27 protein-coding genes and 1 riboswitch are annotated in these 25,455 nt (G+C 41.5%); of the genes, 11 read left to right on the plus strand and 16 right to left on the minus strand.

Features of this window, described 5'->3' with window-relative positions; translation table 11 throughout:
- Window positions 1–6: 6 nt before the first annotated feature.
- From QNH43_RS20705 to QNH43_RS20715, 3 genes are all read left to right on the plus strand, one after another.
- Entirely contained in the window at window positions 7–1,590 is a 1,584-nt protein-coding gene (locus tag QNH43_RS20705; RefSeq protein ID WP_283915474.1) for a gamma-glutamyltransferase family protein, read from the plus strand.
- A 69-nt stretch (window positions 1,591–1,659) separates the two neighbouring features.
- The gene (locus tag QNH43_RS20710; protein ID WP_179085976.1) at window positions 1,660–1,809 is read left to right on the plus strand and encodes a CapE family protein; all 150 of its coding nucleotides are present in this window, start codon (window positions 1,660–1,662) and stop codon (window positions 1,807–1,809) included.
- A gap of 84 nt (window positions 1,810–1,893) precedes the next feature.
- Window positions 1,894–2,523 (plus strand): poly-gamma-glutamate hydrolase family protein, encoded by a 630-nt coding sequence (locus QNH43_RS20715; protein WP_283915475.1) that lies wholly within the window; start codon window positions 1,894–1,896, stop codon window positions 2,521–2,523.
- Between the two features lie 5 nt (window positions 2,524–2,528).
- Here QNH43_RS20715 and QNH43_RS20720 read toward each other — a convergent pair whose 3' ends face one another.
- Window positions 2,529–3,731 (minus strand): C40 family peptidase, encoded by a 1,203-nt coding sequence (locus QNH43_RS20720; protein WP_283915476.1) that lies wholly within the window; start codon window positions 3,729–3,731, stop codon window positions 2,529–2,531.
- Between the two features lie 391 nt (window positions 3,732–4,122).
- On the opposite strand from QNH43_RS20720, the gene QNH43_RS20725 reads away from it, so the two are divergent.
- Complete coding sequence (locus tag QNH43_RS20725; RefSeq protein ID WP_283918410.1) at window positions 4,123–4,404, plus strand: hypothetical protein; 282 nt, start codon at window positions 4,123–4,125, stop codon at window positions 4,402–4,404.
- Window positions 4,405–4,457: 53 nt separating this feature from the next.
- On the opposite strand, the gene QNH43_RS20730 is transcribed toward QNH43_RS20725, so the two are convergent.
- The 7 genes from QNH43_RS20730 to QNH43_RS20760 all read right to left on the minus strand — a co-directional run bounded on the left by QNH43_RS20730 (window position 4,458) and on the right by QNH43_RS20760 (window position 10,509).
- The gene (locus tag QNH43_RS20730) at window positions 4,458–5,123 is read right to left on the minus strand and encodes a DUF2642 domain-containing protein (RefSeq protein WP_283915477.1); all 666 of its coding nucleotides are present in this window, start codon (window positions 5,121–5,123) and stop codon (window positions 4,458–4,460) included.
- A gap of 24 nt (window positions 5,124–5,147) precedes the next feature.
- Window positions 5,148–6,503: an arsenic transporter gene (locus QNH43_RS20735; protein WP_283915478.1), complete on the minus strand. Its 1,356-nt coding sequence runs from the start codon at window positions 6,501–6,503 to the stop codon at window positions 5,148–5,150.
- 249 nt (window positions 6,504–6,752) lie between these two features.
- Window positions 6,753–6,929, minus strand: coding sequence for a hypothetical protein (locus QNH43_RS20740; protein ID WP_283915479.1), 177 nt, complete (start codon window positions 6,927–6,929; stop codon window positions 6,753–6,755).
- 186 nt (window positions 6,930–7,115) lie between these two features.
- Window positions 7,116–8,366 carry an MFS transporter gene (locus tag QNH43_RS20745; protein ID WP_283915480.1) on the minus strand — a complete coding sequence of 417 codons (1,251 nt, stop codon included), beginning with the start codon at window positions 8,364–8,366 and terminating at the stop codon, window positions 7,116–7,118.
- Between the two features lie 589 nt (window positions 8,367–8,955).
- Complete coding sequence (locus QNH43_RS20750; protein ID WP_283915481.1) at window positions 8,956–9,441, minus strand: SRPBCC family protein; 486 nt, start codon at window positions 9,439–9,441, stop codon at window positions 8,956–8,958.
- A 14-nt stretch (window positions 9,442–9,455) separates the two neighbouring features.
- Window positions 9,456–9,965, minus strand: coding sequence for a GNAT family N-acetyltransferase (locus tag QNH43_RS20755; RefSeq protein ID WP_283915482.1), 510 nt, complete (start codon window positions 9,963–9,965; stop codon window positions 9,456–9,458).
- Window positions 9,966–9,990: 25 nt separating this feature from the next.
- Window positions 9,991–10,509, minus strand: coding sequence for a YfiT family bacillithiol transferase (locus QNH43_RS20760; RefSeq protein ID WP_081395471.1), 519 nt, complete (start codon window positions 10,507–10,509; stop codon window positions 9,991–9,993).
- Between the two features lie 192 nt (window positions 10,510–10,701).
- On the opposite strand from QNH43_RS20760, the gene QNH43_RS20765 reads away from it, so the two are divergent.
- The 3 genes from QNH43_RS20765 to QNH43_RS20775 are packed head-to-tail and all read left to right on the plus strand — an operon-like array spanning window position 10,702 to window position 14,465.
- Window positions 10,702–11,856, plus strand: a complete 1,155-nt coding sequence (locus tag QNH43_RS20765; RefSeq protein WP_283915483.1) for a GerAB/ArcD/ProY family transporter — start codon at window positions 10,702–10,704, stop codon at window positions 11,854–11,856.
- The gene (locus QNH43_RS20770) at window positions 11,831–13,315 is read left to right on the plus strand and encodes a spore germination protein (protein ID WP_283915484.1); all 1,485 of its coding nucleotides are present in this window, start codon (window positions 11,831–11,833) and stop codon (window positions 13,313–13,315) included. Before QNH43_RS20765 ends, QNH43_RS20770 begins: the two co-directional genes overlap by 26 nt.
- 4 nt (window positions 13,316–13,319) lie before the next feature.
- Window positions 13,320–14,465, plus strand: coding sequence for a Ger(x)C family spore germination protein (locus QNH43_RS20775; protein WP_283915485.1), 1,146 nt, complete (start codon window positions 13,320–13,322; stop codon window positions 14,463–14,465).
- A 394-nt stretch (window positions 14,466–14,859) separates the two neighbouring features.
- Here the strand turns inward: QNH43_RS20775 and QNH43_RS20780 are convergent, their stop codons facing one another.
- Window positions 14,860–15,030: a hypothetical protein gene (locus QNH43_RS20780; RefSeq protein ID WP_283915486.1), complete on the minus strand. Its 171-nt coding sequence runs from the start codon at window positions 15,028–15,030 to the stop codon at window positions 14,860–14,862.
- 210 nt (window positions 15,031–15,240) lie between these two features.
- On the opposite strand from QNH43_RS20780, the gene QNH43_RS20785 reads away from it, so the two are divergent.
- Window positions 15,241–15,678, plus strand: coding sequence for a GNAT family N-acetyltransferase (locus tag QNH43_RS20785; RefSeq protein WP_283915487.1), 438 nt, complete (start codon window positions 15,241–15,243; stop codon window positions 15,676–15,678).
- Between the two features lie 56 nt (window positions 15,679–15,734).
- Here the strand turns inward: QNH43_RS20785 and QNH43_RS20790 are convergent, their stop codons facing one another.
- Window positions 15,735–16,019, minus strand: coding sequence for a transition state genes transcriptional regulator AbrB (locus QNH43_RS20790; protein ID WP_076364442.1), 285 nt, complete (start codon window positions 16,017–16,019; stop codon window positions 15,735–15,737).
- A gap of 501 nt (window positions 16,020–16,520) precedes the next feature.
- On the opposite strand from QNH43_RS20790, the gene QNH43_RS20795 reads away from it, so the two are divergent.
- From QNH43_RS20795 to QNH43_RS20805, 3 genes are all read left to right on the plus strand, one after another.
- On the plus strand, window positions 16,521–17,492 hold the full coding sequence (locus tag QNH43_RS20795; protein WP_076364440.1) for a DMT family transporter: 972 nt from the start codon (window positions 16,521–16,523) through the stop codon (window positions 17,490–17,492).
- Between the two features lie 204 nt (window positions 17,493–17,696).
- A riboswitch (guanidine-I (ykkC/yxkD leader) is annotated at window positions 17,697–17,796 on the plus strand.
- 71 nt (window positions 17,797–17,867) lie between these two features.
- The gene (locus QNH43_RS20800; RefSeq protein ID WP_283915488.1) at window positions 17,868–18,209 is read left to right on the plus strand and encodes a DMT family transporter; all 342 of its coding nucleotides are present in this window, start codon (window positions 17,868–17,870) and stop codon (window positions 18,207–18,209) included.
- The gene (locus tag QNH43_RS20805) at window positions 18,209–18,523 is read left to right on the plus strand and encodes a DMT family transporter (protein WP_076364432.1); all 315 of its coding nucleotides are present in this window, start codon (window positions 18,209–18,211) and stop codon (window positions 18,521–18,523) included. The genes QNH43_RS20800 and QNH43_RS20805 overlap by 1 nt, the downstream gene beginning before the upstream one ends.
- A 172-nt stretch (window positions 18,524–18,695) precedes the next feature.
- Here QNH43_RS20805 and QNH43_RS20810 read toward each other — a convergent pair whose 3' ends face one another.
- The 6 genes from QNH43_RS20810 to QNH43_RS20835 all read right to left on the minus strand — a co-directional run bounded on the left by QNH43_RS20810 (window position 18,696) and on the right by QNH43_RS20835 (window position 25,442).
- The gene (locus tag QNH43_RS20810; RefSeq protein WP_283918411.1) at window positions 18,696–19,487 is read right to left on the minus strand and encodes a DUF817 domain-containing protein; all 792 of its coding nucleotides are present in this window, start codon (window positions 19,485–19,487) and stop codon (window positions 18,696–18,698) included.
- Window positions 19,488–19,566: 79 nt separating this feature from the next.
- Complete coding sequence (locus tag QNH43_RS20815; RefSeq protein ID WP_063232556.1) at window positions 19,567–19,788, minus strand: helix-turn-helix domain-containing protein; 222 nt, start codon at window positions 19,786–19,788, stop codon at window positions 19,567–19,569.
- Window positions 19,789–19,798: 10 nt separating this feature from the next.
- Window positions 19,799–20,281 (minus strand): DUF2975 domain-containing protein, encoded by a 483-nt coding sequence (locus QNH43_RS20820; protein ID WP_283915489.1) that lies wholly within the window; start codon window positions 20,279–20,281, stop codon window positions 19,799–19,801.
- Between the two features lie 419 nt (window positions 20,282–20,700).
- Window positions 20,701–23,904 (minus strand): DEAD/DEAH box helicase, encoded by a 3,204-nt coding sequence (locus QNH43_RS20825; RefSeq protein WP_283915490.1) that lies wholly within the window; start codon window positions 23,902–23,904, stop codon window positions 20,701–20,703.
- A 170-nt stretch (window positions 23,905–24,074) separates the two neighbouring features.
- Window positions 24,075–24,305 (minus strand): YczF family membrane protein, encoded by a 231-nt coding sequence (locus QNH43_RS20830; RefSeq protein ID WP_283915491.1) that lies wholly within the window; start codon window positions 24,303–24,305, stop codon window positions 24,075–24,077.
- A 27-nt stretch (window positions 24,306–24,332) separates the two neighbouring features.
- Entirely contained in the window at window positions 24,333–25,442 is a 1,110-nt protein-coding gene (locus tag QNH43_RS20835) for a GerAB/ArcD/ProY family transporter (protein ID WP_283915492.1), read from the minus strand.
- Between the last annotated feature and the right edge of the window lie 13 nt (window positions 25,443–25,455).

The raw sequence follows: 25,455 nt of genomic DNA on the forward strand, positions 1-25,455 counted from the left end.
TAATCGATGATTAACCGTAGGACTGGAAAAATATTCATTTCACTTTGCGTGCTCATATATTTAGCTGGATGTTCGAAGACACCCCCTATTTCTGACACGAATGATCCGATAGAGAGTAAAACGGAACAATCATATGGGGTCAGTTCTTCAAATCCAATCGCAATAGATGTCGGGATGGATATATTGAAAAATGGTGGAACGGCGGCGGATGCCGCCATTGCGGTATCCTATGTATTAGGTGTAGTTGAACCTTATGGATCTGGCGTGGGCGGCGGCGGCGGTATGCTGATTGCACCGGAATCCGGCGATCCCAAATTTATCGATTATCGTGAATCCTCTCCGGAAGACCCAAGTTCAAGGCACAATGCAGGGATTCCTGGCTTAGTGGCCGGCATGCAGGTTATAAGTGATAAGTATGGGAGCGTACCAATGGCAGACCTTCTCCAGCCGGCGATAGATTTGGCTGAAGGCGGATTTGAAGTCGACAAAATGTTATCATCACGCTTAGAAGCGGCTCAGCCAAGGATATCTTCCGATGCGACTTCACTTTTTTATCCTGATGGCGATGCCCTTGAACCAGGCAAAACACTCGTCCAGGAAAAACTTGCTGAAACATTGAAGCAGATTCAAAAGGAAGGTCCTGATGGTTTTTATAAAGGGGAAATCGCACGGGATATTAAAAGAGAAACAGATATCGACTTGATGGATTTAAAGCGCTATGAGGTGAAAGAACGTAAGCCGGTCCAAGGAACATTTGCCGGTTATGATGCTTTTACCGCCCCTCCGCCCTTCTCCGGGATTACCGTTCTTGAAATGTTAAAGCTCGCCGAGGAAATGAACCTCAGTGATTCTTCAAGCAAATCAGCTTATATGAAGGTATTGGGTGGCATCACAGATACTGCTTATCAAGATCGGTCCGCCAATATTGGGGATGGAATAAGTCACTCCAAGGCGGAAAAATTGCTCTCCCCCATTCACTTGGACAATCTTAAAAATAAGATCAAAAGTGAAAAATGGGAAGATAAAGAATCGAATGGTTCCGAAGAACATGAAAGTACGACACATTTTGTGATCATGGACAAGTATGGCACTGTCGTTTCCGCAACAAATACGCTCAGCAACTTTTTCGGATCTGGTGATTATACGAATGGATTTTTCCTTAACGATCAATTGAAAAATTTCCGGTCCGGCTTGAACGCCCAAGAGGCATATAAACGGTCTAGAACTTTCACCGCTCCTACCATTCTCAAGAAACCAGGGCAGGAATCGATCGGGATAGGCTCACCAGGCGGCGATAGGATTCCTCAAGTATTGATGCAGGTCCTTTATTCATATACAGAGAATGAAGGCTCATTTCAGGATATCATCGACCGTAATCGGTTCGTCTATGATGGAAAGAAGATTTATACGGAATCCAGGCTTTCGAATGAAATAATATCAGACCTGGAAGATTCAGGATATGAAGTCATCCAGAAGATCTCCCCCATGTATTACGGCGGGGTTCAAGTACTCGTTAAAAACGAGAAAAACGGACAAGTATCCGGAGCTGGGGATAAAAGAAGAAATGGAAGCTGGAAAGCCCAGCAATAAAAGGGGGATCCATCCCCTCCTTTTCTAAATATCATATGAATTTTAGCGATGTATAAGGGGACTTAGAATATGAATATCGTAAAAAAAATTACAAGCTGGGTCATACCCGTTTTTCTAATAGCAGCCCTGCTTGTGACCATGAATACATTTAAACGGACAGAAACGTTAACACCCGAAGAGCAAAAGAAAATAGAACAATATACGACTATCGAAAAATAAAAAAAGCTGGGGCATCCCCGCTTTTTTTATTTTTCCGTCAACGGATATGGAAGATTAAATACGCTTCAGATACGGAGGATAACCATGAATGAAAATAGCTATACCGATTTTATTGAACTGCAGCAAAATGAACAAGAAGAACTCGATTACCGCATCATCGCTCAGCACAGGAATCCTGATATCGCAATTCTAGCCATACACGGCGGGAACATCGAACCGGGAACTAGCGAGATTGCAGCCGCACTTGGTGAGAGACTTTGTGCAAGCACCTATCTATTCGAAGGTCTTAAACCAAGGGGTAACCAGGTCCTCCATATAACATCCTGCTTGTTCAATGAACCGGCCGGCGTTTCAATGGCAGCGAACGCCCAGACCACCCTTTCGATCCATGGCCACTACGACGTGCATAATGCGCTGGTTTACATTGGCGGTAGGAACGAACCCTATAAGAACCTTATTCAGCAATGCCTAAACAAAGCTGGATTTCAAACTGATCATGCACCGCAGCACCTTTCAGGCATGAAAGGAAACAACATCACCAACTCATCCAAGACGGGTACAGGCGTACAATTGGAACTTTCCACAAAGCTCAGAAAAAGCTTTTTCGAAGGTGATGACTTTACCAGTAAGAACAGGGTCAATCACTGTAATCTTCTTAAACGGTTCGTTACTGCCATTGAAAAAGCGACTCTTGAATATAAACAGGTTGAATGACCTTCTTAGTCGATGAGGCTTTCGGCTTGACCGAAGCTTTCGAATTTCTCGGCAAAATAACCTGACGAAAGGTTGGAGATATGAACGCCGGTGTTTTCCGTTGAATTGAGAAAACGGCCATCACCCAGATAAATTCCTACATGGGTCACACCCAGCCTTGTTCCCGTGTCCCTAAAAAATACCAAATCCCCGGCCTTCGGATTATCGATTTTGGGCACCAATGAGAAGTAATCCTCTGCGGAATCTCGTTTTACAGAAAGGCCCTGCTCCTTCATGACCCAATAAATGAAGCCGCTGCAATCCATTCCGGTCATTGGATCTTCTCCCCCGAAAACATAGGGAAATCCGCGTAAAGTGTATGCATACTTGATGACATCATATGCTTTATCATATGCAGCCTCCTGGTTTACATAAAACGGATATAGCGGGTTGCTGTATAGTTGAAGGTACTGCCCCTGCATCAACTCATCGGTATTTAAAGCGTTACGGCTTTTGATCGTATTCATTGAAATGCTGTAATTCTCCGATATACTTTTAAGCGTTTCTCCCGCTTGGACGATATGCTCTCCTTTTGGCGTGTATGTTTTGTATGCCACTTGGTATTTTGCAAAGTAATCTTCTGAAGTGGATCTCACCTGAACCGTTTCTGCACCATATCCAGAATTGACAAATTGGTTTTTGCCGATATAAATACCCGCAGTCACGACCTTTAAGCTGTCTTTATCCAGAAAGAATATAATATCCCCGGTCTTCGGAGTGGCTGTATCCATCCCTTGCTTATAGAAACCATCTACTGTCAAACGGTCAACCGGCACATTTTGCCGGGAAAGCACCCAATGAATTAATCCGCTCGAATCAAACCCTTTTTCTGGCGTCTCCTCTCCAGCTGACTTTTTAAACCCTATAAAAGATTTCGCATATCTCGCAATTTTTTTTCCTCTCTCCGACCATTGATAGACGGAAGGAGTATACGCCGTTTGAATGATTGCCAACTTTTGGCCCGCAAATAACCTATCATCCGGTAAACCATTCGTTTTCATTAATTGCTCAGCCGATATATCATATGTCCTGGCAATCGATTCTACCGTTTCGCCAGGGATTACAGTATGCACAGGATCTGCAGCATCGGCCTTTAAGCCAGGTAAAAAAGTGAAACTAACCATGAATACCACTGTAAGTATCATACGGCTTATTTTTCCATTAAACATTTTAATCCTTCCTTTATACATTGAAATATTTTTTAATTTACGATGTTCAAGTAAATTCCATCATATGAATCTTCTGTCCTATCATCCACTCGAGCGGATGTGTCTTAATGCTCATCAATACAGTATTATCAGCGAACCAAATGAAACCTTTAGCCTATTTTTTACAAAAAAATCATCAGCCGGATTCAATAAAACACCTTAAAAATAAATCAGCGCTGTAAAATTTCACCCCACCCGAGATAAGTGAAAATCGAAGAATTCCTAGAGGATTTTATTTTTTTGTGCAGAATGGGTAAAGTTGGATTAAAGGGATCCCGCTCATGAAGTGCATATACGGCTTGCCCTATTTATGAAGTGGATAACGATATAGGAGTGAAGATTTTTGATAAAGATGACAGAGAAAGCCCGGCAGGCAATTAAAGATATGCAGCATAGTTTGGGAGGGGAAACGTATTTAAGGTTTGGCATAAACAGACCTTGCTGTAACCAGATGAACTATACATTAAGCTTGGCAATCTCCAAAAAGGAGCATGAGGAAATACTCGTTTTACATGATATAAAAATGTTGCTCGATCCATCGGATTCCCATTTTACAGATCAAGCGGAAATTGATTGCGAAGGCGATGGTTTTTTGATCAGGAACCCGAATCCGCTGGTATCACCCATCATCTAGCAGAAGAAAATAAGGGGAAAGCTTAAATGGCCTTCCCCTTATTTTCTATGAAACTATGGCATGTACACGGTTTTAATATGTGATAGCTTCAAAAACACATGATCTCCATTGGCTGTCTTTAATTCAACCAAGTTGTTTTCCGCCTTTTTAAGCATACCGATTTTCATCGGGTCCTCTCCCCCATCAAATACTACTAGCTTTCCTGCATTTTTCTTTAATTGGTCTTCCAAAGAACGCAGCATCGGTATGTCTGAAGGGTTGACAGGAAAACTCTCTTTACTGAGTGTATAGGGTGTGGCATTTTGATTGTACGGAGTAAGCCATTTAAGGTGATGCAGCGAGACATACATCATTTTATATACAGGCGAGTAGAATGCAAAGTAATCATTGAAAACATTGGTGATATAGCCGTGTAAAGGAATGTGTCCAGCAACATGGATTGCTGAAAAAACTCCTTTTGCGTTCATTAGTGTTTTACGATAGGAAATCGACGCCATGTCTTCCATCATGGGGGACTCCATAGGATTTTTAATCTCGTTATCTATCTCTGTACTCAGATTGAATCTATGGACGTGCAGCATAGGAAAATACAAAAACTGCTGTCCATTGAACAACACCAGAATATCCGTGCTCAAATCAGTTAGAATTCCTTTGAAAGTTTTTTTTCCTGAGATTTGGACATCAATCTGTTTACCCAGTAATGCAAACGCATCACTCATTACTATCTCCTCCTAGGGGGTTATTCAGCTAAAAATCATTTGCACCCAATAAAATAATAAGAGCAGTGTCAGCACTGTCGTAATTGGTATGACTATCAGGGATACACTTAAATAATCCTTCCACTTTATATTCACTTTGTATTGTTTCAGGATATGCATCCAGATAAGTGAGGCAAGAGTACCGATGGGCAATAACAATGATCCCATGTCACTACCGATTATATTAGCTAGATAAATAGTTTTTAATGTGATCGGATCCAGTCCCATTTCGGTTAAGGTAATGGTTCCTATCATTAATGCCGGATGATTATTGAAAATGTTTGATAGAATCGAAACCAATCCTCCCATGACAAAGCTAGCACTCAGTAACCCTTGATTTACAATCGGTTCGCATATCTGTACGAGCATGGCTGTAAGGCCTACATTATGGAGACCATAAATGATGACATACATGGAGAATGCGAATATCAGGATGTGCCATGGGGTCTTTTTGAGTATATCGACAGGGTTTGTCCGTAAATGATACCATCTCCAGATCAGTAAAGATAAAGAGCCAAGTACAGCAACCCACTCGATTGGAATGGAAAAATAAGAAGCTACAAAGAGTAAACAGCGCACCACGAACACATAGAGCAATACTTTCAACATGAATCTTGTGCGTTGCCTTTTTGTTTCAACCGTCATTTTTCCCTTTAAAGGATGGAAATTCTTAGTGAAGAAACTTTCCTCAATGTCATAAGAAAAATTCGGCAGTTTCTTGGGCAGTTTTTTCTTGACCACTGCGAACATCAAACATGACATGAAGATCAGCCCCAAAGTTGCAGGTACAAACATCATGGCAGTATGCATATAAAGCGACATATGAACAATTTTCAAAGCGATTAAATTGACTATATTACTCACGCCTATAGGCGCACTTGAAGCTGTTGCAATCAATGCTCCACTCAAAAGATACGGGATGGCTTCATGTGGTTTTAATCTGAGATTTTTCAAAAGCAAGATCAATATGGGGGTCGTAATCATGATGCTGCCGTCGTTATTGAATAACAAGGTCATTACAAAGCACAATAATTGAATGTACCAATACAGGCGATACCCCGATCCTCTGGCAAGGTTGGCAAGTCTCGCAGCCGCCCAGTGAAAAAAGCCGAAACTTTCCAAGATGACTGCCATGACAATCGTTGCCATGATGGTGATTGATGCGCCCCCGATTTTATTGATGATATCCAAAATATCGCCTTGGGATACTGTGCCAGTCAGCAAAATTATCACGGCACCGATTGAAGCTGGCCATGCTTCATTGATACCTCCTGGCCTCCACAATATAACTATCATTGTCATGACAAACACAAAAATAGTCATTCCTATTTCGAAATGCATGTTGTTCTCCCCTTTTTGGGCCTTGAGCCATTGGGCCCTACTTGTCCGATTCCTATATATTATTCCCCTTTGTAAAAAAAGCATGGATACTTGACCAGCTCCTCTAAATTGTACTTTTGTACTTCTAGTGATTTTGTCCATTAAAGAGAGATGCCCTGTTCACAGAAATCAGGGTCAATGGCAATACAACCAAAAAGGGGAAACCACTTAGTGGCATCCCCTTTTGCAACGCTTATGTTTTCCATTCAGCTAATTCTTTATCTGGAATTCCCCAAGCATGTGCTCCAAATCAGTTATTAACTGTGTAAACTGCTGTGTATATTGAGCAGATTCATTGGATGCAGCGGCTTGTTCCTCCATCGATGATGCAATTTCTTCTGATGAAGCCGTCGTTTGCTGAGATACGGCTGTGATTTCTTCTATCACTTTAATTACCTAGCAGCAGAATCATTCCGATAACTACCATCCAATTAAATACTTTCCTCAAAACTCCATCTTTTCCTCCTTAGCCAAATCTATGAGGCTGACAAATATCCAATCCCCTATGATATTCAATAATATCCTTATCTGCCGGAACTGGCTCCAGTCCTTCATCTTGCCAGTGATGTACCATTACTCGGGGGCATCTTTCGAGGTCGGTTTTCCGGCTTCGATCAACACTTTGCTTCCCAGTAGGAAAAAGCCTTGAATAAACAGCAATAAACCAGTTCCTATAAGCAGCCATTCTATTTTAATGATATCGGATATCGGTCCGAAGACAAGCATCCCCAGCGGCATCATCGAAGTCGAGATCATCCCTAAAACACCAAATACCCTCCCAAGAAGATCACCCTCGACCTTCTCCTGTAACAAGACCGTGGACGGCGTATTAAAGATGGGCATCGCCAATCCGACTATCCCCATGATGACCAAGTAAATCCAGAAAACGGGGATGATTCCAAGAGCGAAAGTACAGGCACCAATGATAAGGCTCGCAAGTGTCATCGTATGGATCTTGTTTTTAAAGCCTCCCCAGGATGCCATGAAAATCCCGCCTAGCATCATACCGATGGCAAAGGTGATTTCTATCGCAGTCAACCGCCAAACATCATTCCCGAAAGAGCGTGTGACCTGAAGCGGTGTAAGAAATGCAACAGGTGCGGCAAGCACGAAGAAAAATGCGAAAAACATAAAGAATTTTTTAAGAAAGTCGTGATTCCTGATATAGATGAATCCTTCTTGCAAATCGGTGAAATAGCTGGTTGTTTGTTTTTGTAATGCCTTCGCATGGGCTGGAATTTTCAAAAATGCCAACAATGTGAAGATGGCAATTACAGCTGTAATCACATCAATGAAGAAAATGGTTTCGATTGAAGCCATCGTCAGCAGTGCGCCGCTCACCATGGGGGAAACGAGCATCACTAGCGCTTGTATGCTTCCATTCGTTCCGTTCACCTTCGTAAGCTTATCCTCTGGCACAAGCTGAGGAAGAATGGCACCGACGGCAGGAGTCTGGATTCCCGTTCCGATTGCCCGGACAGCGGACATGACGAAAAGCAGCCAAAGCTCATCGTAGCCGATTAAAAACAGGATGGCCAATATCAGCGTTGAAATGGCAATCAATGAATCCGAAAGAATGATCAGCATCTTCCGATTATAGCGGTCTGCCCATACCCCAGCGATTGGGGAGAGTATAAAGGTAGGCACGAAACCACAAACGATGGATATCGTCATCAAGACACCCGACTGTGTATTCAACGTGATATACCACATGATGGCATACTGAACCAAGGACGAACCAAAGAGGGATATGGTCTGACTGCCTAGAAAAAGAGTGATATTCTTTTTCCAATTGTCCTTTACTTGTTCATTTAATGATTTCATCTCTCAAACCCCTCATTCTATTTTCAATATTTTTTTCTTAATGCCCTAAAAAAACACAGGCTATCTGCCTGTGTTTAGAGTAAATGGATCAGAACCTATCTAAAGAAACCTGAGATGATGATTATTTTCACGATAAAAAATTATCTCACACCGGCCTTCGGTTTGGTCAATATAATGGAGAATCAACCCTCACGTATCCATATGACCTCCTTGGATAGGTAAAGTACTCTCCCTTTAATCATTCTTCTATTTTAAAGTCAACTGGAATAGCGAAACCCTTTGCTGCGGCTTCAGCTGGCCAGCAAAAAAATGAGGTTGACTCGTCTCTTTTTCGCAAAAGCGTAAAATGAAGGTTTCCTTAAAAAATAGACAGACCATTCCCATTTACCCTGCGGACATGCAGAGTCCTTGAAACGTATTCAATTAACGGTTCAAAGATTGGAAACGCAGTCTGATAAAAGTCACTAGGAAAAACTCCATTTCTTAAAAGTTACAGTCATCTCAACATGGCACAAACTGGAATATCAACAATAAACTTCCTTCATATCATTAGCATCAGTTCGGTTTTATTTATTCACCTGCATTCCCTTCATCCATCAAGTCGTTCGACGGCTACCGTATATTCCTTATGCCATTTTTCCCATTCATCCATTGGGAAGTCCTGATGATGACCATCAATTAAATCACTCAACATATCGAGGCAAACATGCCAGCCAGCCAAATCTTTTGATGTATGATCATTAACTGGCTTGATGTATTCTGTCAATACTAATGAGCATCCATCCTTTTCAGGGGATACCTCGAAACGAACCCAGCCTTCACCCCAATCAAAATCCAAAACGGCAGATTCTTGGAATTCTCTGATCTTCATATCAAAGGATTTCCCTGACCCATCATTGAAATTGAACTTTATGGTCCCGTCTTTTCGAAGGTCCTTCATTTCCAGGTTGGACATCCACTTTTCCACCTTATCATTCTCCGTTAAAGCACTCCATACCTCTTCCACCGAATGATTAAGCGGGCGATTGAATCTTGCGATAATCCCATTACCCTCTTTTTCGATTACAGCTTGCATATACATTCCCCCATTCAATTCGTTTTTTTATAATAAAAAATGGTTGGATGGAAATCACCATTTGCAGATTTCGCATAATCGGGAATCCTGCCTGCCTGAATATATCCCAATGAATTATACAGGGAGTTAGAAGGATCTCCTTCCCTTGTATCAAGGACCAATAATGTCCGTCCCTCCTGCTTGGCCCTCTTCTCAGCCTCTAGCATTAGTGAACGCCCTATTCCATTTCTTCTATACCCAGTATGCGTCATTAATTTTGCGATTTCCGCACGATGGCCGCCGTTTTGCTTTGAACATAAATGTAACTGTACGCTCCCGACGATCTCACCCTGTAATTTAGCGACAAACAGAATCACATCAGGATTTAGGGCACCACCCCAGTAATCTATGGCCTCAGACTGTTTCATGGGAGGTAAAAAACCAATGGACGCGCCATCTTCCACCACCTGCACCAAAAGTTCCGAAAGTTCATTAAGATGGTATTCGATTGATGTTAATTGTTCGATTTTCACATTGGCATTCACATAATCACACCTTTCAGAGTCATATTCACCATCCCTGGCGCTTTGATAAAGAAGTAATGTGAGCCAGATGATGGCGTCCGTGCCATGCATAAATGCCTATATTTTTACCGACTGTCACCTCTCCTGAATCAGGATGGATGAATGTTCGGCTCAGGTCATCCGCATGAAGACCAGTTAAAAGTTTGCACATTCGGATATGTATACTTTCGATTAGTGTTAGAGAAACTTCAATCGGCAAGTCATAGTCAGGCAGCTCTGCCCATTGCCCTTCCTCGTATGTTTTAATGACCGGGCTTTCTTCCGTAAGGGCCAATTTGAAGCGGATAACCGCATTCATATGACTATCAGCAACATGATGCACCACCTGGCGGACCGTCCATCCTCCAGGCCGATAAGCCGTATCAAGCTTTTCATCATCCATGTTACATACCGCTTCCCGCAGCATCCGAGGCAAAGCTTCAATCTCGTTGATCCATCCCTCGGCTACATCACTAGTAATTTCCCCGTCAAACTGAAACTTTCCAACCGGATATCTTAAATCCATCTTCATTCCCCCTTGATGCTCAAAAAAAAGCATCTATATATATTCTTTATTCTTATTCTTTATTGAATGAGACAAATCCTTTTTACCGGCAATTCTTTGTTTTGCAAGCCTGCACATGCTTTCATTAACAGGAATTTTAATCCAATCATTATCACGTATACTTTTTCCACATTTAGCAACCATAACAAAAGAATGGCATGTGCATCAATCCACTCTTTAAACAATGGAAATGGGGATAGGATCATCTTGAAGAAAATCAGTTCGATACAAACCCTTAGTATCTTCTTTTTATCAATCGGCCTTCTTAATCATGTTATTTTGATCCCTTTCCTCCTATCCACCGGCGGAAGGGATTCTTGGTTTTTTTCTATCCTTATTATTGGATTGATACCGATTTGGGTCTACATATTATCGAGGATAATCAAGAATATGAATAATCAATCCCTGACAAATTGGCTTGATAATAGATTTGGGAAACCAATTAAAAATATCGTTTTATTCTTTATCGTGATCTATCTGATCAGCCTTGTATTGGCAACAACCAAGGAAACGATTGATTGGATCACGACAACCTTTCTTTTTGAAACTCCAAGTTTAGCGATTATCATTCCGTTTATGCTGCTATGCATCTTTCTTGCTCATTCAGGTATGCACTCCATCGCCATTTGCTCTTCTGTATTATTGCCAATAGTCATCATACTTGGCATTTTCGTTGCGACCGGAAATATGCCGACTAAAGACTATAGCCACCTCCTTCCCCTTTTCGAGAATGGCTATTTTCATGGTGTTAAGTCCTTGCAGTATTCTGGTTATGGTCTTGCCGAACTGATTTTAATCGCTTTTTTCCAGGAAAATCTTACTGATAAGATCAGTCGGAAAGTATTGGTTTTCCTATGTCTCGGTTTATTGTTTCTACTTATGGGCCCATTAACAGCAGCACTCGCCGAATTCAGCCCGACCTTAGCCGAAGCCATGAGGTACCCTGCCTATGAACAGTGGCGGCTGCTGACTATTGGAAAATATATTGAACATACAGATTTCTTTTCCATTTATCAATGGCTTGCTGGTGCCTATATCCGTGTTTCACTGGCATTATTCATAATAACGGAAATCTTTAATAGGAAAACGGAAAAAATGAAGGTAGGAATTCTTTTCGCTGTCGGCTTTCTCATGGTCGTCATCTCCATCGTACCATTCAGTAATTTCAAGTTTTTGCATGTGACCCAGACCTATTATTATCCTGGCGTTTTTTATTTCCTGTTACTTTTGTCCGCCTTTTTGTTTATCGGCACGTTCATTAGATCTAAGGAGGGGAAACGACATGAGAATGAAACGATCCAAAAATGAACCAACCCTGATTGAATTAAAGGAGGAAACATTTCGGGAGTTATTCAGTTCAAGCTCGGATATCATGTTTGACACGATTTATATCGGAGAAACCGAAAGACCCATTCCTGTCCTTATATTTTATTGCTCGGGTATGGCCGATATCAGTTTACTGAACGAGGGGATTTTGGAAAAGTTAAACAAAATGATGGAATTGGATGAGAGAATCGATGAAGAAGAGGCAATCAACAAGCTAAAACCATTGGTAGATTTGAATAAAGTGACGATTGATAGTGAATTCAATAGCGTCCAGCAGCTGATTTTCTCAGGGAATGCCTTATTATTCATTCCATCGACCCAAAAGTTATTTTCAATAAATTTGTCCAATGTTCCGAACAGGCAGCCTGAGGAGTCTTCCTTCGAGGTCTCTGTAAGAGGACCAAGAGATGGATTTGTCGAGGATTTATCCATGAATACCGCTTTAATCAGAAAGCGGCTAAAAACAAAATCGCTTGCCTATGAAGACTTTATTGTCGGCAGGCGCAGTCAAACAAAAGTCGCACTAATGTACATGGATGACATCATTGATAAAGAACTCGTCAAAAATGTGAGGTCCAAGATTAACTCCCTAGATATTGATATATTGGTAAGCAGCCAACAATTGGAGGAATTGATCACAAACAGTAAATTTAGTATCTTTCCACTCACTCATTATACAAGTCGCCCCGACTTTGCAGTGGAAGCACTCAATCAAGGAAGATTCATTTTAATCGTGGACGGTATGCCTACAATAATAGTGGCACCTTCTACCCTATTATTGCAAATAAAAACAGCAGAAGATTCGAATCTTCCTTATCTATTTGTAAGTCTTGAGCGACTTCTTCGCATTATGGGGCTTGGCATTACCGTTTTATTGCCGGGGTTCTGGATATCCATTTCCGCTTTCAACATTGAACAGGTACCGTTCCCATTATTGGCCACCATCACCCTTTCAAGGCTTGGACTTCCCTTATCCGCTACCATGGAATTCATTCTCATGCTCCTTTTATTTGAATTATTTCGAGAATCCGGAGTCAGGTTACCTAAAGCGGTCGGGCAGACAGTTGCTGTTGTAGGCGGCCTCATTGTCGGTGATGCCGCGATAAGGGCCGGACTGACCTCACAAACCATGCTTGTGGTTACTGCCGTAACCTCTGTCGCATCCTATACTCTTGTAAACCAGTCTTTAACAGGGGCCGTAACGATTCTGCGTATGTTTGTGCTGTTACTAAGCTGTATTTATGGAATCTACGGCACGATAATCGGTTTCCTTACCATTGTCACTTTACTATCCAGGCTTGATTCATTCGGAATTTCATATATTGGCGGAATGACCCCGCCAATATTCCCTAAACTACTGGATTCATTCATAATGAGGCCATGGAATTCCCTGAGCAAACGATCCTTGGCCGCTAATGATAAGACCAGAAAGGGGCAGTAGAGCCATGTTCCGCATCTGCAAAATATTATTAACCATCCCTCTTTTCCTTTTACTTTCTGGCTGCTGGGATGAAAAAACGATCCAGGACTTCCATTATATAACGGCCATCGGGATAGATTTCAAAGATGGGGAATACATTGTATATACGCAACTTGTGGACTTCGCTGCGGTAGCTAAAACGGAGGCAAAACCCGCTCAAGCTCCGCCCGTATATGTAGGGAAAGAAAAAGGGCGTTCCATCTCAATCGCTGTAAATAAACTAACGCAGAATACTCAACAGGCCCTCTACATCGGGCATGTTTCCACATTTGTCATCAGTGAAAATGTATTGAAGCAGCAAAGTACAGAAGTAGTGGATTTTATATACAGAAATCAATTACTTAGGTACTCAGCCAATATCTTTGCCACAAAAAGTTCCATCGATGAGCTTTTCTCCATTAACGGTTATTTTAATTTGTCGCCTTTATACACGACATTATATCTACCAGAAGATGTCTATCGTAATCGATCATACATCGAGCCCATTACGGTCCAAAAGTATTATTCCAATCAGCGGGAAAAATCATCAACGACCATCCTGCCCTCCATTTCCTGGAAAGATACAGTTTGGAAAGAAAAAGATAAAAAAAGAAAAAGCATCTATATGGATGGTGCATTTGCCCTTTATTATAAAGTATCCCAGCCCTGGTTCTCTGAAAAGGAATTGAGCGGCATACGCTGGCTCACTAAAAGGACCAACAAAACTCCCGTAAACATTAACATGAATAAGCAAGACATCTATGCATCTTTCTCCCATCCGCATTATCAAGTAAAGCCTATTCTCAAGGATGGAAAGTACAAATTCGATATTGACGTTGACGTATCTGGTAAAATTCTGGGGCTTGATACACAAATGGATATCGATAAAATAAAGCGGAAATTCGAAACCCAAATAAAAAATGAAATCCAATCAACATTCATGAAAGGGATTCAAAAGAACGCAGACCCTTTAAGCTTAGGCAAAATCCTTTATATCAAAGAGACAAAATACTGGCAAAAAAATCATATAAAAGAGCCGAAGGATTACTTAGATAAGGATTCACTACATGATATAAACGTAAAGGTACACATCCTTAACACAGGCGGATTAGAAGCTAAACCACTCGAGTAATGAATAAAAGAGGATTTGGTTTGTATTTTCAGTGCACAATTATATTTGATAATGTTACATTTACGAGTAAATCGACTTAACTTACGAGTATTTGCTCCAAACTTACGAGTAAACGCTTATATCTCGTGAGTTTGCTGCTTAATTCTATGAGTTATGCCCCTTTCACGAGTAAATCGGCTTAATTCACGAGTATTTGCTCCCTTTTCACGAGTAAATTGACTTAATTCACGAGTATTTGATCCAAACTCACGAGTAAACGCTTATATTTCGTGAGTTTGCTGCTTAATTCTATGAGTAATGCTCCTTTCACGAGTAAATCGGCTTAATTCACGAGTATTTGCCCCCATTTGGGGCTTAATTCACGAGTATTTGATCCAAACTCACGAGTAAACGCTTATATTTCGTGAGTTTGCTGCTTAATTCTATGAGTTATGCCCCTTTCACGAGTAAATCGGCTTAATTCACGAGTATTTGCCCCCATTTCACGAGTAAATCGGCTTAATTCACGAGTATTTGCTCCAAACTCACGAGTAAACGCTTTTATTTTGTAAGTTTGCTGCTGCATTCTATGAGTAATGCTCCTTTCACGAGTAAATTGACCAATCTCAATCCATGAGTTTGTTGCCCAACTTGGGTTTAATAGCCCTTTTCATGAAGGGTGGCGCCTTTTTGGGCTCCATCCTGATTTTTGGCGCAGGAAAATGTGGTCCTGAATTTGGCGGGAAGCATGATAAAATGGTAAATTTAGAGTATTCTAACAATTGGGGGTCCATTTATGAGCATACAGAAGGCTACATTACATGAGCTGGAATCACTGACGGAACTTTTTGATTTATACAGAGTGTTTTATGAGCAATCATCCGATCTTTGTCGTGCAAGGGAGTTTTTAAGGGAAAGGCTGACAAATGGGGAGTCTGTGGTTTTTATGGCCTATGATGAAGGAAATCCTATTGGTTTTGTACAATTATATCCTTCTTTTTCATCTGTGAGTATGATGCGGTCGTGGGTATTGAATGATTTATTCGTGAAGGAGTCCGCTCGCAAAAAGGGATTTGGCGAGGAGTTATTGAACGCGGCCATCACTTTTGCACGTGAAACAGGTGCCAAAGGGGTTTCACTGGAGACAGGCAAGGATAATGTAAACGCACAGAAACTTTATGAAAAGTTTGGTTTCGTCCGTGAATCGAACCATTTTTATTATTTCACCATTTAATATAAAAAAGTGTAGGGAGAACCTTCCCTACACTTGGATGCTATTTATCTAGTATATTATTTAGCTGTTTCCATGCTGGCTTGAATTTCTTTAATTAGAAGTTCGGCACCTTCAGGGCTAAGTATTAATTTACCGTCAGCAAGTTTCATATTGTCATCGGAAACTTCACCTGTAACTTGGCAAGTCATGTTAGGTTTATATTTTTGAAGGATGATGCGGTCTTGTTCTACATAAATCTCAAGAGCGTCTTTCTCATTAATTCCTAATGTTCGGCGCAGTTCAATTGGAATGACTACCCGCCCTAATTCGTCAACTTTACGTACAATACCTGTAGATTTCATTTAATTTACCTCACTAACTTTCTTGCGAATGTTGCATTTATTTATTTCGTCACCATTCGACATTATTTGCACTTCTATAAAGATACCACTACCTACCATATTCGTCAATTCTCGTATCTTCATATATTATCTGCCTCTATATGATTTTTATATAAAATATTAGCACTCCCCTCATAATCCGCGTCATAATAACGTTTCTTGTTTGTTTTATTGGTACATATTGTTAAATGAAACATTAGAATGGTAACGTCTTCACTTAATTCCAACAGCCATTCTTTTCATTCGATGTCGAATGATGGAGAATGAATTTCACTAGCCTAAAAGAATCCTGTTGATTTTCTATTGCTTTTGAAGGACAATTTAAATTGATCGCTTATAATATTCCGAAAATTCATTCCATTTTTATATAGTGGATTTTTATGGGGAATCTTTCAGAAAGCCGAAACGATTGCCATGCTTCCAGAGTCTTACTGACTCCTAAAACAGATTGAGGTGAGTCAATTGCGTCCGATTATATTAGGTATTTGTTCCGCTTTCTTTTTTGCATTTACATTTGTTTTAAATCAGGCCATGGAGTTATCTGGCGGAAGTTGGATATGGAGTGCTTCGCTGCGTTATATCTTTATGGTGCCTTTTCTGTTGTGTATCGTGTTGAGCAGAAAAAATCTACGTCCCCTTTTACGGGTGATGAGAGAAAAGCCGGGTCCTTGGCTGCTTTGGAGTTTTGTCGGTTTTGGGTTATTTTATGCTCCTTTATGCTTTGCATCCGCCTACTCACCTGGCTGGCTAATTGCCGGCACTTGGCAAATCACTATCATTTCGGGTGCATTACTTGCGCCGCTGTTTTTTGAGAATGTCCAAACGAAAGATGGACTCGAAAGGCAAAGAGGAAAGGTTTCTGTGAAAGGCCTCCTCATGTCCATGATCATCCTGCTTGGAATCATCCTGATGCAGCTGGAACACACCAAGCACATTTCAATGGCCAATCTTTGGCTGGGAGTCATCCCAATCGTCATCGCCTCTTTTGCATACCCATTGGGAAATCGCAAAATGATGGAAGTATCCGAAGGACGTTTGGATGCTTATCAGCGGGTATTGGGAATGACTTTGGCGAGTCTGCCATTCTGGTTCCTGCTTTCATTGTACGGTTTCTTTACAGTAGGGGCGCCGACGAAGATGCAAAGTTTCCAATCCCTTTTGGTAGCACTATTTTCCGGAGTCATCGCCACGGTCCTTTTTTTCAAGGCGACCGATTTGGTAAGCGGAAATATGCAGAAATTAGCTTCCGTTGAAGCTACACAATCGATGGAGGTCCTTTTTGCACTGGCTGGGGAATTACTATTCCTATCTTTACCGATGCCTTCTCCGTTATCGTGGTTCGGCATCTTTATCGTCATCATAGGAATGATCCTGCATAGCTATGTATCACATAAAAAAGAAGGTCCATCCCGGAAACGGATCGTGAGTGCCTAAATAGCAAGTTCAAAAAGCCCCGAAATCTTATCGGGGCTATTTCGACTTGAAAACAGAACCTGACTATGTACTTTTTTCCATTGACAGGTCATGATAAATTGATGATTTTTTAGTGAAGCAAAGAGCTCACCATCCATTTTGTTCATTAAACTTTTTCCTTGAGTAAGTTCAAAAAGTATGTATAATGAAGGGTAATTGCATATGTCAAAGGTTTTCTAGGGTTCCGCAGTGCGTCCATTGCTGGTCTGGTCCGAGAGAAAACTCACAGCATGCTGTGCCACGGAAGGATAAAAGCCTGGGAGAAACTGTTTAACGGTTATCTCTTGGGCTTTTTTTGTTTTTTTGGTAAAGAATAAAATTGGAGGTGCGGTATTCATGAGCACAAACTGGATTAAAGTATTCATTGCAGCTTTTTTTGAAGTATTTTGGGTGATTGGCTTAAAACATGCAGATGACATTTGGACTTGGTCTGGAACGGTCATTTCGATCATCATCAGTTTTTATTTGATGATAATGGCTGGCAGGAAGCTTCCTGTCGGAACGGTATATGCCGTTTTTGTCGGTATGGGGACGGCCGGGACCGTTTTTTCCGAAATCATTTTCTTTGGGGAATCCTTCAAGCTGAGCAAAACGCTATTGATCCTCCTCTTATTATCAGGAGTGATCGGCTTGAAATTAGTGACTGATGATAAAGCTGAGAAAGGGGATGAATCTTAATGGCATGGGTCTCTTTAATCTTAGCGGGGCTATTTGAAATGTTTGGGGTTGCGATGATAAATAAATTGCACAAAGACCGAAATTGGCAATCTCTGCTTCTGTTGTTCATCGGATTCGGAGCAAGTTTCCTATTTCTTGCTTTTGCCATGCAAACCTTGCCGATGGGGACGGCTTATGCAATCTGGACAGGGATTGGCGCATCAGGAGGAGCGATAATCGGGATGCTCTTATACGGAGAATCCAAAGATTGGCGAAGGGTCATTTTTATAGCCATGGTCCTTGGCGCAGCAGTTGGATTAAAACTTGTTTCATAGGAATGAGTGATGGTGATTTTCGTAGAAATTCAGAAAGTAAAAAGGCATATGACACCATAATTCTTTATAAAAGATTTTGAAAATCAAAGACGACACATATATGTCCTTATGTGCCGTCTTTTCGCCTAACTTGAATTGAGTAGTATTTTTCACGCGAATGCCGGATTTCTTTTTATAAATATTGACTTGCATCCATCTTAGTGGACTCTTTCCCCTTAACCTGTTTTAGCGTCGCTACTATAAGAAAGCTAACAATCACTAATAAGAGCCATGAACTTACCTTTCCTAGATGAACGAGACTCCATGCATCGGTTTGGTTTGGATATTCCCAAGCGCCAAAGAACGTTGCGATATTTTCGGCTATCCATATAAAAAATCCGATGAGAACGAATGAAAGTGCGATTGGCATACGATAACGAGTTCCGCCAACCTCGTAAGTGACCCCTGACCGCCAAAAGACGATGATGACAAGTCCAGATAACCACCAACGGACATCAATCCAATAATGGTGGGTGAAAAAATTCAAATAAATCGCAGCGGCAAGAGATACAACGGCCAAAAACGGTGGCCACTTGACCAGTTCAACCTTTAACCTCCTCCACGCCTGGCAAAGATAACTCGCTACACTTGCGTACATGAATCCGCTATACAGAGGCACTCCAAAAACTTTGAAATATCCTTCCTCTGGATAAGTCCAGGAGCCCATATGTACCTTGAAAAGTTCAAGAGCAAGTCCAATAAGGTGGAACAATGTGATAACCTTTAGTTCATCCTTTGTTTCAAGCCCGGAACGCACCATCCACCACTGCATCAGAAGGCAGATGATGAGCAGCCAGTCATAACGCGGCAGGAAGGGAAGCGGTATGAATTTTGTAATAGCCAAAGAGGCAAAAATAACGGCAGGAAACAAGCATGATAAAGCCTGCTTCCAACCAAAACGAACGAGTTGTTTCAGTGCTCTCATGATTGGTGCCTCCATTTTTTTAATGGTTAAATTCATGAGTAACTCCCCTTTGATGAAATCTTTCTTTTTCTTCCACTTTTTAATCTTGAGTGTCTTCATCATTTCGGTATTCTAAAATATCTCCGGGTTGACATTCTAAAGCCTTACAAATCGCCTCTAAAGTTGTTAATCGAATCGCTTTTGCCTTACCGTTTTTCAATATGGAGAGATTGGCCATCGTTATTCCAACCCTCTCGGAAAGTTCTGTAACACTCATTTTCCTTTTAGCCAGCATCACATCAATATTGATTATAATCGCCAAATTATTCACCTCAGACTATTAAGTCATTTTCTGATTTTATATCGATGGCCTCTTGTAAAAGCCTTTGAAGAACAGCAGCAAAGACTGCAATCACCAATGAAGCAAAAATAACGACCATTCCGATCACTATGATACCTGGGGCATCGTCCTTTTCCGCTATGAGATAAAAGAGCGGCATGCCTACCGCATACAAGCCACTGATCGTGATTGCACAATTTTTTATAGTCTTTAAAGCTTTTACAGATAATTCCGAGAAAGCATTGTTCTTGTCAATATAGCTTAAAAGTTTAAAGGCTTGATATAGGGCAAAGTAAAAAGGTATCGCAGATGCATACAAATCGATAAAAACGAGATATTTCAAATAAGTCATATCCGGATATAATTCTGCTGCAAAGTTCGCTATCTCAGGCACCAAAAAGATGCACAAAGCAAGAACCGGCATTCCAATAAAGATAACGGCTATCTTTAAAAAGAGTGTTGTTCCTAGTTTCATTAAAAGCACCCCACTTATTTATTGTCCATTTAATTTAACATACGATTTATCGTTTTACAATAAAACATTGTTGTTTTTTATTATATTATTATTGTTACCGAAATATCCTTTTCTTTTAAAAAAGGCTGTTTTCGCTTACTTTGTTGCTATTTACCAAGTAGTCGCGGTTGATTTCCCCTCCAGATGCTCGCTTTCCGCGGGGCGGGCGGTGAGCCTCCTCGGCGTAAACGCCTGTGGGGTCTCACCTGTCCCGCTGCTCCCGCAGGAGTCTCGCACTTGCGCTCCAATCAACCTTAAATCGTTTCGTTTTAAAAACAACAATCTTTACGAAAAGAGCCTTAAAAAAAGAAAAAAAGCATTCCTCATTACAAAGAAATGCTTGTTCCTGTCCACTATTTTGCGTAACCGTATTTCCCTCCTTATATCATCAGGATTTCCCTGATATCCTCTTCTGTAAGGGCAGAATGAGACTTATCGCCAGGGTCGATGATTTCTTCAATAAGGTGTCTCTTTTTCTCTTGAAGTTCATTCATTTTTTCTTCGATTGTGCCGCGGGCAATAAGTTTGATGACTTGAACCTCATTCTTCTGCCCCATTCGATGGGCACGGTCCGCAGCTTGTTCTTCAACTGCCGGATTCCACCAAAGGTCATATAGAATGACTGTATCGGCACCCGTCAGATTGAGACCCGTACCGCCCGCTTTCAATGAAATGAGGAATATATCCCGTTCTCCCGCATTAAACCGATTGCAGATTTCCACACGGTCCTTTGATGTAGTTTGTCCATCCAGGTAGAAAAAGGGTTGTCCTTTCATGGCCAAATCCCTGCCGATAATTTGAAGCATTTTTGTAAATTGCGAGAAAATCAGCACCCGTCTTCCAGAATGCTTCGATTCCTCGACAATTTGCATCAGTTGCTCATATTTTGCTGAACTGCCTTTATATCCGTCCACAAACAAAGCGGGGTGACAGCATATTTGCCGAAGCCGGGTCAAACCCGCGAGGATCCTGATCCGATTTTTCCGGAGGGTGTCCTTGTCCAGGTGTTTCAGCGTATCATGCCGCAGCTTCGCCAGATAGGCGCCGTACAGTTTCTTCTGATCAGGGAGCAGTTCCATCGATTCCAGCGACTCGATTTTTTCCGGCAGTTCCGCCAGTACGTCCTCTTTCATTCTCCGCAGCAAAAATGGACGGATCCTGCGGGAAATCTGCTTCCTTGAGAGGTTGCTGTACTCCTTTAGCCCCATGAATAGTTCAGGGAATACGACGTGGAAAAGGGACCAGAGCTCTTCCAGTGAGTTCTCGATGGGCGTACCAGTCAATGCGAAGCGATGTGCCGCTTTTATCTTCTTGGCGGCTCGTGCCGTTTGTGTCACTGGGTTCTTAAAGGCCTGTGCTTCATCGAAAAATACCGTATGGAAGTCCTCTTTTCCAAACGACGTGATGTCTTTCCGGAGCAATGGATAAGAGGTGATCACTACATCCACGTCCCCGACTTCCTTAAACAGCTTCGTCCTTTCCGTCTTGTCGCCATCCACGACGACTGCTTGGATATCAGGAGCGAATTTAGTGAATTCACTCAGCCAATTGTAGGTCAATGATGATGGGCAGACAATAAGCGCCGGAACCTTTTTCTTACGGATGTCAGGAAGCTCGGATAAAATGAACGTGATGCTTTGCAATGTTTTACCCAGCCCCATATCATCAGCAAGAATCCCGCCAAAACCGTATTGGGCAAGCATTTTCATCCATTTGTAGCCGTTTTTTTGATATTCGCGCAAGATCGGGTCCAGACTATTTGGAACCACGAACTCCAAGGCTCCCGGATTCCTGATGTTATCCAAAAACTGCCGGAAGGATTCTTCCATTGTGAATGTCTGGCTGTCATTAACGGAATCCAGGAGCTGCAGCCCTTTTACGATTGGCATGTTCAGCCTGCTTTCCCAGTCTACATCCTGTACGGGCAGTGCATTCAGAAAACGATTGATTTCCTCGTATTCCCTTGTTTCAAGGGAAAGCAACGATCCATTCCTTAAACGATAGTATTTCCTTTTTTCTTCAAGCGCTGCTAAGACCTCACGTATTTGCTTATCTGGGATATCATCCATTTCAAATTTGAATTCGAGCCAATTAGTACGTTCCTTTTTAATTTTCACCCTAATGCGCGGTGCAGCATTCCCACGGGAAATTCGGTTTCTTACAGCAGTCGTGGCATAGATTTGTACAAGCTTCTGGAGTTTCGGAACGATGTGGTACAAAAACTCATACTCCAACTCTTCGTTATGCAAGAAATAGCCGCCGTCCGTCTTGGCAAACTGGCTATCCTCCATCAGCTTTAATATCTCCGCCTCCTTCTCTACATCCCTTATAACTTTGGATTCCTGTTTTTCCAAAGGGTTGATCACGATATTTCCATATTGGAATTCCAGTCCGGCAAGCAGTCTGTTTTTCACGCGATCCAAGTATAATTTCGCAACCAGCGGTGTCTTCAAGAACAATTCGGTGATGGATCTTGCTATATGGACTTCACCGAGTCTTTTCAAACCTGGTACCACTTTGTCCATGAATAATTCCATCTGGTCATGATGGATTGGAATTTGATTCATCCCCGAATCCTCCATCATTTGCTTTAACTCTGAAAGGCGTTGGAAATCCTCATTTTCGAGCCGAACCAATTTCCCCTCAAATAAAACCAATGTGTATGCATTCATGACGATCATCTCATGCAGCCTTTTAATATTAAGTTGATAACCTTTGATGTCGCTTTCGGTAAAGTCAAACTGTAAAGGAAGCGGTCCTTTTGATAAACGAAAGCCATTGAATGCAAGGCCACCATAGGCAAGCTTCACCAATGGCGCCACTTCAAGGATTGGGACAAGCCTTCGAAAAGAAGATGGAGGCAAAAGTAATAAGTGATTATCCAATATATATTCAGATTTATCCGTCAGGGCGTCAACATAGACTTTTTCATCCGATATCACTGTAATGAGCTCCTGAATCACGTTATCATTTTCATTCTGAAAACAATGCAGCACCGGGTCATATATAAATGAAAGGGACACTTGGGCAGGCTTTCCTTCTTTAACCCGCTTCAGGAAATCCCGGACATTCGCCACATTGAAAGAACCGATTTTCATTTCCAGTCCCAACATATATTGATCCGTTCCCATCCATACTGGTTTACATGTAAATTCTGCTTCAAGCATCATTCTTTTTTCAAAGTGGCGCTGATGGCCGCTTTTGCGTACAGGCTGATTATTGAAAAGGGTCAGCAAGCCTTCTGACAACTTCTTATTGGCTGAAGCATCAGAACTGTCTGCATTTACAGGGATCGTTCCATCTCGCTGATGGTCGTAAACCGACAGCAGGACTGCTGCAATATGCTGGCAATCCCTTTGAAAGGAAGCTAGCGTAGGACAGCTGCATTTCGTCCGGAACCCCCCGACAGCATCCACTTCTATCGTGACATGGAAGTCTTCCTTTCCTTTAACCGTTGCTTCACATCCAACAGGCAGGTAACTTTCAAATATCACTTTATTGGCACGATGAAAAGCTTCCCCTCTTTTGAAGGAGACGGCCCCACACATGTCTTTTATGATTTTTTGATTCAATTTGATATCCAAATTGCCGTCCTCCTTCCGAGGTTTTTTGTTGAGTGATTTTACATTCCGCTGAAAAATAAGCTCATTTTATCATCATACTATGAAATGGGTTTATGGGGTTGTAAAAAAGCAAAAAGACAAACTCCCATATTCGGAGTTCATCTCTATTTCAGCACCGGGAATTTGCAGCATCATTGTTGTCCTTTCGTGTTGCCTTTCTTTTTTTTTCGATAAAAGAAGCTGAACAAAAGGAATACAAGAAGAATGAGAAACAGGGTAAATTCAGCGGGGTCCTTCACCAAAAATGGGTTAAAGGCATGCTTGATTGAATTATCCAAATCAAATCCCATTAATATATCCATACCTAAAGATATGACCAATAAAGGGGCTAGGATCAAAACTGTAATACCAAAGATTTTCATTTCTCATCAATTCCACCTTTTAGGAACTTATTTTGGTGCTTGTTTTCCTTTTTTTCGATTCTTAAAAAAGGCAATGATCAAGAGAAGCAATGGGATGATCACCTGAAATGGCAGATGGATGTAATTTGGTACGGCACCTAGCCCTTCATAGATATGTTCCGTATAGCTGCTTGCTATAATGATCGAGATCAATAAAATGATCATGCCAACAGGGTAAGCAAGTCTGGAAGGCTGTTTAACATTGAAAACATTCGCCGTACCCGATACCGCTACATAAGTAAATACACATATCTTGATGAACCCGCCAATCATCAATAAAAACAAGAAGTACACATCGAGACGTTCAAGAAAGCCAGCGACCTCTATGGACTGAATGAGGGAAAGAAGAGGGTATTGCGAACGTGTTGTAAGGTCCACACCTAGTACAGCAATATTCACGGCCATTATTACCGCGAGAAAAATGCCGCTTGTCGCCAAGCCCCCCATTCCAATTTTTTTCAATCGCTGAGGTTCTTTCAAATAAGGAAAAATCATTAAAAACACTATGAGCTCGCCAAATGGAAAGAATACCGTTTTGGTGAAACCCATTTTCAACATCTCTGTCCCGCTGATTTCAAAAATGGGTTTTAAGTTGTTTAAATGGATCATGCCTGAAGCAATAATCAGAAGCATGAAGGTCATTAAAAGTAAATTCTCCAGGACAAAGAATAGTTCCCCCGTCCTCGCCAATACTTCTATCCCTTTACGGACCGTATACACCACGACTAAAATGAATGCAGCGTTCGCAACAAATAACGGAATATGAGGATAGGCAAAAGTAAGCAGTGTATCTCCGAAATCCCTTAGCACCCTTGCAGAAAGATAGATGAAATAAAGGATGTATAGAAAAGCTACGATCCTGCCTAGAAAATTCCCCAATATTTGTTTTACAAACTCTGTTAACAGCTGATCAGGGTAGTATTGAAAAAGGCCATAATAAATGAAAAATAATAAAAATCCGCCTATCATCGCAATAAGGATGACTAGCCAGGCAGCCTGCTTGGCTTCACCTGCAAGCGGAACCAAAAGTGCGCTGCCCATTTCAAACAGGAAAATAAGGACGAACAGCTGGTAAGCGCTGATTTTTGCCTTTTCCATGAGGATGCCACTT

It is taken from the genome of Peribacillus simplex (assembly GCF_030123325.1).
GTDB lineage: Bacteria > Bacillota > Bacilli > Bacillales > DSM-1321 > Peribacillus > Peribacillus simplex_D.

Bases quoted from the DNA above. Each gene is read 5' to 3' on its own strand.
- QNH43_RS20735 (WP_283915478.1), bottom strand. From the start codon at position 6,503: ATGCATTTCGAAATAGGAATGACTATTTTTGTGTTTGTCATGACAATG.
- QNH43_RS20810 (WP_283918411.1), bottom strand. From the start codon at position 19,487: ATGAGAGCACTGAAACAACTCGTTCGTTTTGGTTGGAAGCAGGCTTTA.
- QNH43_RS20790 (WP_076364442.1), bottom strand. From the start codon at position 16,019: ATGAAATCTACAGGTATTGTACGTAAAGTTGACGAATTAGGGCGGGTA.
- QNH43_RS20820 (WP_283915489.1), bottom strand. From the start codon at position 20,281: ATGAAACTAGGAACAACACTCTTTTTAAAGATAGCCGTTATCTTTATT.
- QNH43_RS20835 (WP_283915492.1), bottom strand. From the start codon at position 25,442: ATGGAAAAGGCAAAAATCAGCGCTTACCAGCTGTTCGTCCTTATTTTC.
- QNH43_RS20765 (WP_283915483.1), top strand. From the start codon at position 10,702: ATGGCATGTGCATCAATCCACTCTTTAAACAATGGAAATGGGGATAGG.
- QNH43_RS20780 (WP_283915486.1), bottom strand. From the start codon at position 15,030: ATGCAGCAGCAAACTTACAAAATAAAAGCGTTTACTCGTGAGTTTGGA.
- QNH43_RS20760 (WP_081395471.1), bottom strand. From the start codon at position 10,509: ATGGATTTAAGATATCCGGTTGGAAAGTTTCAGTTTGACGGGGAAATT.
- QNH43_RS20770 (WP_283915484.1), top strand. From the start codon at position 11,831: ATGAGAATGAAACGATCCAAAAATGAACCAACCCTGATTGAATTAAAG.
- QNH43_RS20715 (WP_283915475.1), top strand. From the start codon at position 1,894: ATGAATGAAAATAGCTATACCGATTTTATTGAACTGCAGCAAAATGAA.
- QNH43_RS20805 (WP_076364432.1), top strand. From the start codon at position 18,209: ATGGCATGGGTCTCTTTAATCTTAGCGGGGCTATTTGAAATGTTTGGG.
- QNH43_RS20705 (WP_283915474.1), top strand. From the start codon at position 7: ATGATTAACCGTAGGACTGGAAAAATATTCATTTCACTTTGCGTGCTC.
- QNH43_RS20750 (WP_283915481.1), bottom strand. From the start codon at position 9,441: ATGCAAGCTGTAATCGAAAAAGAGGGTAATGGGATTATCGCAAGATTC.
- QNH43_RS20720 (WP_283915476.1), bottom strand. From the start codon at position 3,731: ATGTTTAATGGAAAAATAAGCCGTATGATACTTACAGTGGTATTCATG.
- QNH43_RS20785 (WP_283915487.1), top strand. From the start codon at position 15,241: ATGAGCATACAGAAGGCTACATTACATGAGCTGGAATCACTGACGGAA.
- QNH43_RS20830 (WP_283915491.1), bottom strand. From the start codon at position 24,305: ATGAAAATCTTTGGTATTACAGTTTTGATCCTAGCCCCTTTATTGGTC.
- QNH43_RS20775 (WP_283915485.1), top strand. From the start codon at position 13,320: ATGTTCCGCATCTGCAAAATATTATTAACCATCCCTCTTTTCCTTTTA.
- QNH43_RS20725 (WP_283918410.1), top strand. From the start codon at position 4,123: ATGACAGAGAAAGCCCGGCAGGCAATTAAAGATATGCAGCATAGTTTG.
- QNH43_RS20730 (WP_283915477.1), bottom strand. From the start codon at position 5,123: ATGAGTGATGCGTTTGCATTACTGGGTAAACAGATTGATGTCCAAATC.
- QNH43_RS20800 (WP_283915488.1), top strand. From the start codon at position 17,868: ATGAGCACAAACTGGATTAAAGTATTCATTGCAGCTTTTTTTGAAGTA.
- QNH43_RS20745 (WP_283915480.1), bottom strand. From the start codon at position 8,366: ATGAAATCATTAAATGAACAAGTAAAGGACAATTGGAAAAAGAATATC.
- QNH43_RS20710 (WP_179085976.1), top strand. From the start codon at position 1,660: ATGAATATCGTAAAAAAAATTACAAGCTGGGTCATACCCGTTTTTCTA.